Below are 11,227 nucleotides of genomic sequence, written 5' to 3' on the forward strand. Positions count from 1 at the left end.
CCTCACCGACCAAAGTAGATGGGATATGACTTAAACGAAATCTATACTAAATGGGCTAAAACATTCAGGAAATAAAGTAACAATCAAATTTAATGACTTGACCTGGAAGGGTCAAATCCAGTAATTTCAACAAAAATAAATCTAAGTCTCAAGTAGGCTTATTTATTTTTCAAAAATTTAAGGAGGTGATGCCTGTTTAAACTCTAAAATTTATGCTCCCACGCTAAATTAAGGAGTAAAAAAACTATGGCAACAATTACAAAATATGAATTAAAAAATGGCAAAACGATGTGGAGATGTGTCTACCCTAGTAGCATTGACCCATTAACTAAGAAAGTAAAACGTACTACTAAGCGTGGTTTCAGGACTAAAGCCGAATGTCAAAAATTTCTTAACGCTAAATTATCAGAGATTGATAATCACGGATATTCAACTGATAACGATTTAACTTATAAGGATGTTTATGGCTACTTTCTTGATTCGTACAAGAACACGGTTAAGGAAAGCACGTTAAATCGTGTTAAGGGACTTTTTAAGCACCATATCATCCCCTCTCTTGGAAAGTATGAGATTAAAAAAATAACCGCTCCTATGTGTCAGGAAGCGGTTAATAAGTGGTCTTTAAAGTTCTCATCGTTTAAGATGATTAAATACTACGCAAGCATGGTTTTTAAAGAGGCTATTCGATTAAGAATCATCTTTGAGAATCCAATGGATCTAATCATCATGCCAAGAAAAAAGCCCAAGGTTGATGACAAGCCCTTAAACTTTTGGACAAAAGAAGAAACAACTAAATTCTTTGACCAACTTTATAAGACATATTCTGATCATAACCAGAAAGCCATTGCAGCATTTCGAGTGCTATTCTTCACAGGCATGCGTAAAGGAGAATTACTAGCCTTGCAAGTTTCTGATATCGATTTTAAGAATAAGACTTTATCAATCAATAAGTCCGTTAGTCGTGGCATTGACAATGTACCAATTATTGCAACACCAAAAACTAAGACTTCAATTAGAACCATTGGACTTGATGAGCAAACTTTGAAGATTCTTAAATCTTGGATTTCATTTCTAAGAAAAGACATGCTTGCACGTGGATATAATATTGATACTGAACCTAACCAGCTATTATTTCCCAACACAGAAAATAAATTACTTAGTTTAACTAAAATCAACAAATGGCTACAGTCCATTATCGATGAATACAATAAAACTCATAAAGATGAGTTGAAACGTATTAACGTCCACGGAATCAGACATACAGCATGCTCGCTCATGCTTGAATCTGGATCAAGTATCAAGGCTGTTCAACTTCAACTTGGACATTCTGATACATCTCAGATAATGAAAGTCTATTGGCACATCTCTACTAAAACACAATTAGATACGGTTAACAACCTAGCTAAATTCGTTAATTTTTAAAGTGTGTCACGAGTGTGTCACGGATATATTTTAGTAGGCTGTAGCCCTTGTACCTATTGCTATTAAGGCATTTTGACCATTGAGGGTATAGTCCTCGTAGTTCGCTTAAATAGAAATTCGCTTAAAGTCGGTCAGTGATGATCGGCTTTTTTTTCGATTAAAATACAATGCGTTATTAAGAACAAAACCAACGCTTTTAAATAAACGAAAAGTAATAAATTGTCTTTCAGTCCGAATCAATAAAATCGATTTTGTTGTGGAAGACAGCATACTTGATTTTTTCATTGAAACTATAAATTCACAACAAATAAAAAACTCACAGCGACAAACTGTGAGCTATTTATTAACTAATATTTAAAAATAATTTGTTATTTAAACAGTTTTTAATTTATTGACTGCTTCTTCAATTGTTTTACCGTTTGCAAAAAGCTTAGTACTTGTATCTACAACGGTAAACAATTGAGATTTTGTATTTAGACTAACTTGATATTTCATTTGTCTACCTCCCAATTTTTCTTATTAACTCAACGGATGTAACTAATTATATAATTAATTCGATAAAAAGCAAGCCCTTACATTTTTAAATTTTCTTCTAAAAATAACAGGCTGATGGTAGAAATTTTTAACGATTGTGATTATAATTGAATTACCAAATAAGGAGAAGATGCAAAATGAAGAATATGTCCAAAAAAGAATATCCGTCGTGGAACCCTCGTAAACGGGGGCATAACACAGTAGAGTTTAGTATACCTGACAGGTGGTACGAATGGTCGGCCATTCTTGATATTATCTTTTTTGCGATTTTTTTACTTATAATAAATCGATAAACGACATTTAAATAGCAAATACCCATCAGCTCAAATTGAGTTGATGGGTATTTTTGTATGCATTAATTTTAATAGTCTGAATTCAAATATTGATTTTAAACATCATATTGGGTTTCATGAATACCAGCATTCATTAAGTCATACGGTGTCTTCATTGTAGATGAATCCCAAGAAGCGATTCCGACCACCATAGAAATTGCCATGTTTGAAAGTGAATCACTGGATTTAACTTTCTTTTCAAAACCATCCTTGATTCGACTAGTAGCGATTCCCGCCCCTTTAGCATCCGTGTACAAAAGGATAGCCCAAGTTGGATCATCATTATTTAACAAATAAGTAATATCATTTGTCCGCGTCTTCTCTTTGATAGCATCCGTTGTTAACTTCAACAACAGTTTCATCTGATTAGGACTCATCATTCGTTTCAAATCATTGAAATAACGAATTTTGATAATAGCTGTTGTTACAGGAATATCGAATCTACGATTGGTTTCGGCAAACACCGCTATATCTTCAATATAAGCCACTGTCGTCCGCAAATTAGTTTGCTCATCAAATGCTCCACGTTCAATTAAAGCCGTTCTCAGCTCACCGTTTGACTTCTGAAGCTCAATTTGATTTTTGGTCATTTCATAAAGTGCCAGGCAAAGTAAAATTGGCATTACCATCCAAAAACTAAGCTGCCAAGGAATTCTTTTCACCTGAACAACATACTGATAAGTCATAATTATAGCTTGTAAACCAATAAAAATAATATTGGCAATCAAACTTGGTAAAACGCCAAAGAAATATGTAACCATCAATAACAAAATTGTACAAAACAAGTAAATTAGATTTAGCAAAATATTACCCGAGAGGGACATTAAAACTGCCGCAATACTAAAAAGTGAGATAAAAACCAACAATCCTACATCTTGTAAGAGAGACTTTTTTTCGTCATTATTGTTTTTCATCTTTTTTGCCCCCATTCAGACGCGCTTGTTTTCGTACTGTTAAAATAACAGCTAAAACAATTAATAGAATAACTATGATAGCTAATCCTAAATAGATGATTAACTGAGAGTTTTTACTAAATGTTCGCTTATTTTCCAATGATTTATCAATTGCCTTATTTTTCTTAAAGCGATATCCGTAATGAGCATTGTTCATATCTACAACAATCGCATCACCCGTAAATTGTTGAATATTCTTCTGAAAATTAATTTGAGTACTAGCAATATAAGTATCTAAGGAATTAACTCCAGTTACAACCAACATCCCTCTTTTATCATTATAAGGTGAACGTATTAGTTGAGCTGTACCAATCTGTTTTCCATAATCCTTCTCAATACTTAGTTTTTCATTTGAAACAATTCGATTGTAATTCTTTGAATACTTGAAATACAAATTAGGATTCAAGCTTTTAATCATTTGATTATTGCTTGGTGTTCCCAAAACAATTACATTACTGTTCTTCAAAACATTTTTACTTGGGACCTCATTATAGAATTTAATTGTCCCAGTATTACTTTTAGCAAAGTTACCAATTAGATTAAAAATATTCGTTAATGACTTAAAGTCGTTTTCATCCAAATCTTTTGGAGTCACAACCGCGATATCATTATAAGTTTCGTTAGAAATAAACATTGTTGGATAATTTGTAAATAATAGGTCGTTACTTCGTTCTGATTTTACTAACATTTTTGAACTTGGATCTACAAAAGCCCATGGAGTGTTACTGTCGTCTGAAGTATCTTGATCTTTCATTTCCAAATCAAAAGCGACCCGAACAGTAAAACTGCTCCCCAATGATAATCCTCTAGGAAGCTTCAAGGTCAAAGTATCTTTATTTGCTTTGACTTTCGTTAATTTTTTACTTCCGACCACTGTGTTATTAATATAAATGGTCACAAGAGATCTATTAAAGTTTAAATTTTTACTATAGTTAAAGTGCAAACTCACTTGAGAACCATCCGCATTAGAACGATCATTTGGTAATTGAACCAAATAACTTGTCTCTCTGTGCCCAGCTCCTTGAATTTGATCAGGAGTCGTCGTTAGAAAATGAGTCCCATTATCATGAAGCGAAGAAGTATACGTATCAGTCGATTCATCAACATCTTCAGATGATTTATTAGTTTCTTTCATCAATTCTTCGTTTGCAACAAAGCGAGCAGCCTTTTTCAAAAGTGAACCTGTCTTTGCAGTAACGATTAAGTAATATTTATTATCTGTATAATACGTTTTAATTATCGCCCGATCATTTAACGAATTGGGATCGATCTGCTTTTGTAAATCTCTAGGCAAACTACTATATTTAGCGATTACTAACATATAATCGTTTTTCTTAGCATCTATGTGTTTAGCCTGCAAAACAGGTATCTGATCATTTTCAGTTGTAATAATTCTAGACTCTCCAGATAGTGCTATCATGCTTGCTGTTGATTCATCAGAACTGGGTTTATCAGCTGTAATAATTTTGGATCTTTGATAAGCTATTGTATCCTGTCCAGAAAAGTGTGCATAAAAAGAACTCAAAGTATTCTCGGCCTCTTTAAGTTGATACTCAAAATTAACATTAGACCCATCGCCAATCGTTAACCAATTTGCTGGAGTCTGTTGTAATTGATAGTTTTTATTGTCCATCTGATCTAAAATTTGTCCGTTAATTGTTAATTTATTACTCCCGCTTAACAGTTTTAACGGAACGTCAATTTTCTGAGTTTGAAACCCTGTTTTATTGCCAGGGCGAAAAGAATAAAATTTAACTCCATTTAATGAGACAGTTATATCTGATGCATTACGATTAGCCAACTGTGAAACTTGATAATTAAAATTGAAAGTCAGCTTTTTAACATCCCAATAGTCCATCTTAGTAAAATACATATTTGACTCTACAGATTTTCCTGATAGCGTTGTAATACTATTTTGAAACTGTTGAGTATAAGTTTGATTATCTGCCGCTTTTACTGTCGTTGGATTTGAAAAAATCAATAGTAGAAAAAGCACTAAACAAACATTAACCAAATTATTTATAACGTTTCGTTTTATACCATTTTGCTTGTTTATGAAATACTTGTTCACGAATATACCCCACCATTCCGTATGCAGCTACTGCAAGCCACATTTGACTATAGACTAAATACATAAATACAATTAACAACAGATTACTAAAGGTCAACTCACCGCGTTCTGTTGTTATCGTAACAAAAGTACTGACTACAAACATCAATACCGCAAAAAGCCATAGGTAATTACTGAATCCTTGTAAATCTGAATGAACTATTCCTGCTACTGACAAAACAAAAACTGAATCAGATAAAACAAGCGACGTCATCAACAAGAAATAAATTGTCAAAAAGTAAAGTAAGTCAAACCTGATTGGTCGACCTTTCTTTTGAAACAGTAACTTAGCATTTTTGATAATTACATAAATATTTCCTTTGACCCACCGAGTACGCTGATGAAACCAAACATCAAGAGTTTGTGGCTCTTGTTCCCAAGTGACTGCTCGAGGTTGAAATTTAATCCGATATCCCATCTGATATATCCGAAAACTTATTTCAGTATCCTCAGCAAGAGCCTTAACATCCCAGCCTCCTACTTTCTCAATGACTGACCTTCTAATAACATAATTAGTTCCAGGTATGGTACAAAGGTGAAATAGTTGTTGCCGACCGGCTTGTGCCATCCACTGGAATGACAATGTTTCAATATTGATAAATCGTGTCAAAAGAGTGGCATTCTTATTTCTAGTCCTAAATTTCCCAATTACGGCAGCAAGTCGATCATCCTCGAGAAGCTCTGCTACCAAAATTCTCAGTGCACCATGTTCTGGTGTGTTGTCAGCATCATAAATCGAGATCAAACTACCCTTAGCACTTTTTAAGCCTATATTTAAAGCATTTGATTTACCTTTACCACCAGTTTTTTTATCAGTATTAATAACTTTCAAACGGTGATAACCAAATTGCTCTTGAAGCCCATTCAATAATTCAGCTGAATTGTCACTAGAGTTATCATTAATCACAATCACTTCATACTTATCTTGCGGATAATCAAAACTTAATAAAGATAAGACCGTCTTAACAATAACTATCCCTTCATTATGAGCTGGAACTAAGATCGATACAAAAGGAGGATCTTTTGGAAGTTGTGGATCTGGTTTAGGAACATGTCTTAGATACCACGTATACCCAGCCACAGTTAAAATAAGATTTACTACTAAAGTTCCCCAGATGGAAATAACTGCAATCATTAGAAAAAAGTCTAATACTGAGATACTTACATCCCCTCTCCAATTACTTACGTCTGAATCTGTTCCAATAAATCTTTTGACCAATAAAAATGAAAATCAGTAGAACAATCATGATTACAACAAAAAATACTGCAAGAATATTACCTTGAACTCTAAAATATCCGCTAAATAAAGCTGATGATTTCCCATCAGAAAACTGTTTATTCAAGTCCGAACTTGCTGGATGTATATCTTCTATTTTACCATTAACTACATATTGTCCATGCTTATATTGTAAGGCTGTCGTTTCTGTATTCAACGTTGTTCTAAGATCATCATCAACTGGATCAAACCAATTTAGATTCAAACCCACGATTTCATTTTCAACATGTTCTAACTGCTTCTGACTGTATGGCATCGAAATAGTTAAAGCAGTTGGAATATTAAAAGAGGTTTCATCATTCTTTTTAACGTTGTTCATTGACGAAACTGACATTCCAAAAAAGGTTTTTTTAGAGATTTAGGCATCATTATCCTCATTAACGTAGTTTACTTTTTCTCCATTCGGTAATAACAACCAATGATCCGCAAATTTTAGAGAATTTGTTCGTAAAATTTTATCCTGATTCCAAAAGCCCTCAGAACTAATGCCTACTGGAAAAACTTGTTGTCTTGCCAAACTAACAATGTACGTCAAAAAATTCTTATTGATGATCTGTCCATCCGAATCGATACCCGAACTTACAGTTGGTGTCTGTAGGAAAATAATCCCACCGCGATTCTCTACATTTCTTAATACTGCAGTAAATCTATCAAAAGCCTTCATTTCAGCATTATCACTCACAGATGTCATACTTACGGCAAACGGGATTTCTTTCTTGTAAAGAAATAAACTTAATTTATCTAACGTTGCCAAATTCGTGTAGGGTGTAACATTTGTAATCGTCAAAAGGGGTTGATACTTCCCGATCCGATTAAACAATTGAGCAATCATCTTAGTTTGAACCATCAAACTTAATCCTTCATTTGAAAAAAAAGGTAAATAGCCTTGTTTTCCATTGATATAACCAAATGGATACCTCTTTTGGTTTGCTTGTTGAGTTGATAGCAAGCCAATTTGCTTAGCTGATTTATTTACCTTTGTTACCACAGTAATACTCTGCTTAAAAGGCAGGGTTTCTTTATCATGTCCATCTGATAATATCAATTGCTGCTGATAAATTTTTTCAACTTGAGAATCTAACTGTTTTATTTCCGTTGAGGTTAACCCTTCCCCAATATGTAACTTTATACCTGAAAAATTATCTCTATCACGGATAAAGGTTTGATTGGTCAATCCGACTTGGCGCCAATTGACCATCGTAATAACCCCCAAATACTTTTTATTACTCAACATACCTTTTTTATAATCCGATTGCTGTAAAGTTTTTACCCGCAAATTCATACTAGTTAAACTACGTTGTAATGCATCAATATTAACCTTGTCATTTTTAACATCATTTTTAGAGTCATAAACTAATAAAACACGATTACTAGTATCTGAAGCTTCAACACTTTGAGGAAAAGCTAAGTCTATCGCAAAAATTGCAAGTAATACAAAAATTAACAGAATTCTTCTTTTAGACACTTGCCTTATCCCCCTTCGTATTCCACAACGTATGGTTGATCAAATCTGAAACAAAAACTAACAATGACATATTTAAACTTATCGGAATCAAAAATAAATGTTTAGCTAAATCTGCATCCCCATCACCAACAATTGAAACAATTGGTACAAAAATAACTATTGTCATTAATCCAAAAATCAAAAAGAAACGCAATATACCCATATATCGATTGGATTTAAAATCTAAATACAGACCAACACTATAAACGGCTATAAATCCAATTGCTAACAAACAATCGAAAGCATACTTTCCTGGGAAAAAAGCCCCCACCAAAGAACTATAGAAGGTAAAATATTTAACCTGCTCGCCCGGCTTATGATTTGAATTCCTAACAAAATCACCGACAGCTCTTGGTTGAACGGCCGTAATATCTTTCGCGGCTAAATCTAACAAATTATTAAATTGTTTTAAATTAGCGGCATAATAACGAATAATCCATCCAAAACCCGTCTTATTCATTAAATGTTTTTCAACGTAGGGGCTACTTGGATCCAAGGTGGCATAATCTTTGGAATAATAATTTTCATTCCTCATCAAAGCAAATTGACCATCAACACCACCACGTTCAATTTTTTTAGTTGGATCACCCGTTTCCAACAAAGTTCCATGAGAAAATGTTTGAAAAGTATTGGCACCAACAATTTCAGAACCGATTGATTTATAAATACCTACGCCTGAAAGTAAGACAATAATAATTCCCAATGCAGTGGCCATTCGTCTTGCTTTAAAATGTGGTAAAAACATAATACCAATTGCAACCACACCAAAACTCAGTGCCAAGGGAGCATTTTGTTGCTTATTAGTAACTAATAAAACTGTCGATACGAAAAATAAAGTTATCATCGGCCATCTTTTTGAATACACATTTCTTGCTAGTGAAAGAATTGCGGCACAAATATAAACCATTAAAACCAGCATTCCAGGTTCCGCAAAGAAAGAATTAAAATACAGCGTGTAGGCGGAGTCAGCAAAAATTAATACAATTAATAGTGCAAGAAAGTAATGTTTTAATTTTCTAAATGGATGAACCAGAGCATTGATCAATAAATATATTCCACCCAAATAAAAAAGATAATAAACTAATCCCATAAATTGAATCGTAAAAATACTTTTACTATAAAAAAGTTTATTTAGAATTAATGCTAATTGAATAAACAGCGTTTGAGATGACAAAACAGAAACATTATTTTCATTAAAATATTGCATAATCCCAAATTTGGGAATCACGTAATCACTATATTGACTGTAACTTGTTGGTAGTCGATAAATTCCATTACTTAAAATCGAACGATAAAAGTCCCCATTATCGGCCAATCCATGAATTGGTGGTACAAATAGAATAAACCCACTGATCAAAGCAACCAATATTGTACCGAACAAGGCAGGAGAAACCCATTTGGAAAAATTGATAAAACAAGTTTTAAAAAATTTTTTCATTAATTTTTTTACTCCTTTGTACTAATAATTGGCTGCTAGTAATGTGGTCAAATTATTAAAAGAATAAGCTTCATTTTGGTGTTCAATACCAATAGCACCATAAATATCAGAATTTTTATCTAAAACCTGATATTTCCAAACAAGTTTCATTGCCTTTTGATACATCTTTTTATCATGCTCTGTTGCAAAAATCATCGCCGCAATTGCATAACTACCTGCAGAATGAGAACGATTAACAATATTGCCATTTACTGAATAAGTATTATAAAGAGTATTATTTTTTACTTGACGCGTTAACCAATTCAAGGATGCTTTTTGAAGCTTATTAATTTTCGCCAAGTGCAATAGAGTTTCCATTGCTTCAGAAGTATTCAAATCGTTATTGCTGTATGATTTACTTTGCCAATTATAGCTAGAAGCATACAACGGAAAAGCATCTCCTAAATAGCCATTTTGAACAACAGACAATTGTTGTTGATACATTTTCCGACCACTCTTAGTATCTTCAAAATACTTTAAAATTTGAAAATCATAATACGCTAAGGATCCTTCTGCACTTTGTTTCTTAGAATCCGTATCATAAAAGCTTGCTATCTTACCCTTGCTCATTGTATTTCTTTGTAACATAGCAAAACGTGTGGCCGCTTCTTTTTTATATTTCTTATTTCCGGTAGCTTCTCCATACATTTGCAACGCTTTAATTATTCTCAAATCATCTAAAGTGGCATTTACCGAAAACTTTTTGTTTTTGCTAGGAGTGTAACGATAACTAAATTGCGTTTTTAAATCGAAAGTCTTCTTAGTTTCCTTATAAAATTCTCTAAATTCTCGATATTTATGATTGTAGGCCAAATATTCTAGCCACATTCCTGAAGACTCAGATAACAATTCATGGCCACGAGCAGCATTTTCCTTAAACGATTGCTTCTTAAAATTAGTATAAATTCCAGACTTAGTTAAAAGTCCGTTTTCAATAAATGATTTTAATTTCTTTTCCTGATTAGGATATTGGCCATAATCAGTTGTCTGTGAAAAACCACTTTCTCCATTAGGGGTAGTTACATGAATCTCTTCTCTTGAACACCCTGTGAGTAATACAGAAAACAAAACCATAAAAATCAGCTTAATACTTCTTTGCAACAATACATCCTCCAATACCATTAATTGAAGTTCTCAAGTTAATTATAATATTTTTAGGTGTATTTTTGTGTTTTTGTTATAATCAAATTTAAGGAGGCGGTTTCATGGCTATTCAAATAAATTTAATCAACGGGAAAAATATCGAAGTAACAGATGACACATTCATCACTGCTTGGAAATATCAATCATCTGTCATGGCAAGCAATGCCGATCACTACTATCTCGATTGCATTTTTCAAGGCAAATTCGAGGACGGTAAAGTAACTGAAGATGATGAAGAAAACAAGTTGGAAGGTTTAATTAGTGCTAGCGATTGGATGACTTTTGGGAAAAATAAGAATTCCATTAAATCAACTGCTGTTTTAGGAATCACACGTGAATAATTAATTTAAACTCAAAAAAAGAGTTTGGGACAAAAGTCCTAGATGACAAAAATAAGGTCCAGAAATCCTAATGATTTCTGGACCTTATTTCTATATACTAGTAAAGAAACGTCTTCAGTCGTTTCACCGCCAAGT

General features: G+C 33.1%; 10 protein-coding genes. 2 read left to right on the plus strand and 8 right to left on the minus strand.

Features of this window, described 5'->3' with window-relative positions:
- Positions 1 to 246: 246 nt before the first annotated feature.
- Complete coding sequence (locus EGT49_RS03705; protein WP_135371645.1) at positions 247 to 1,422, plus strand: site-specific integrase; 1,176 nt, start codon at positions 247 to 249, stop codon at positions 1,420 to 1,422.
- A gap of 372 nt (positions 1,423 to 1,794) precedes the next feature.
- Here EGT49_RS03705 and EGT49_RS12705 read toward each other — a convergent pair whose 3' ends face one another.
- From EGT49_RS12705 to EGT49_RS03740, 8 genes are all read right to left on the minus strand, one after another.
- The gene (locus EGT49_RS12705; protein ID WP_281275445.1) at positions 1,795 to 1,917 is read right to left on the minus strand and encodes a hypothetical protein; all 123 of its coding nucleotides are present in this window, start codon (positions 1,915 to 1,917) and stop codon (positions 1,795 to 1,797) included.
- A gap of 427 nt (positions 1,918 to 2,344) precedes the next feature.
- On the minus strand, positions 2,345 to 3,202 hold the full coding sequence (locus EGT49_RS03710) for a GGDEF domain-containing protein (protein ID WP_135371647.1): 858 nt from the start codon (positions 3,200 to 3,202) through the stop codon (positions 2,345 to 2,347).
- A complete protein-coding gene (locus EGT49_RS03715) occupies positions 3,189 to 5,264 on the minus strand; it encodes a cellulose biosynthesis cyclic di-GMP-binding regulatory protein BcsB (protein ID WP_167849746.1) in 2,076 nt (691 codons plus the stop codon). Before EGT49_RS03715 ends, EGT49_RS03710 begins: the two co-directional genes overlap by 14 nt.
- Entirely contained in the window at positions 5,257 to 6,486 is a 1,230-nt protein-coding gene (locus EGT49_RS03720) for a glycosyltransferase family 2 protein (RefSeq protein ID WP_135371651.1), read from the minus strand. The genes EGT49_RS03715 and EGT49_RS03720 overlap by 8 nt, the downstream gene beginning before the upstream one ends.
- A 43-nt stretch (positions 6,487 to 6,529) precedes the next feature.
- Positions 6,530 to 6,946: a hypothetical protein gene (locus EGT49_RS03725; protein ID WP_135371652.1), complete on the minus strand. Its 417-nt coding sequence runs from the start codon at positions 6,944 to 6,946 to the stop codon at positions 6,530 to 6,532.
- A gap of 39 nt (positions 6,947 to 6,985) precedes the next feature.
- A complete protein-coding gene (locus EGT49_RS03730; protein WP_135371654.1) occupies positions 6,986 to 8,092 on the minus strand; it encodes a hypothetical protein in 1,107 nt (368 codons plus the stop codon).
- On the minus strand, positions 8,085 to 9,569 hold the full coding sequence (gene wsfD, locus EGT49_RS03735) for a glycan biosynthesis hexose transferase WsfD (RefSeq protein ID WP_135371656.1): 1,485 nt from the start codon (positions 9,567 to 9,569) through the stop codon (positions 8,085 to 8,087). Before wsfD ends, EGT49_RS03730 begins: the two co-directional genes overlap by 8 nt.
- A gap of 21 nt (positions 9,570 to 9,590) precedes the next feature.
- Complete coding sequence (locus tag EGT49_RS03740; protein ID WP_246013793.1) at positions 9,591 to 10,709, minus strand: hypothetical protein; 1,119 nt, start codon at positions 10,707 to 10,709, stop codon at positions 9,591 to 9,593.
- Positions 10,710 to 10,813: 104 nt separating this feature from the next.
- Between EGT49_RS03740 and EGT49_RS03745 the strand changes: the two genes are divergently transcribed.
- Positions 10,814 to 11,092: a hypothetical protein gene (locus EGT49_RS03745; RefSeq protein WP_135371660.1), complete on the plus strand. Its 279-nt coding sequence runs from the start codon at positions 10,814 to 10,816 to the stop codon at positions 11,090 to 11,092.
- Positions 11,093 to 11,227: the final 135 nt, after the last annotated feature.

Source organism: Companilactobacillus suantsaicola, from assembly GCF_004745525.1.
GTDB classification, from domain to species: Bacteria; Bacillota; Bacilli; order Lactobacillales; family Lactobacillaceae; genus Companilactobacillus; species Companilactobacillus suantsaicola.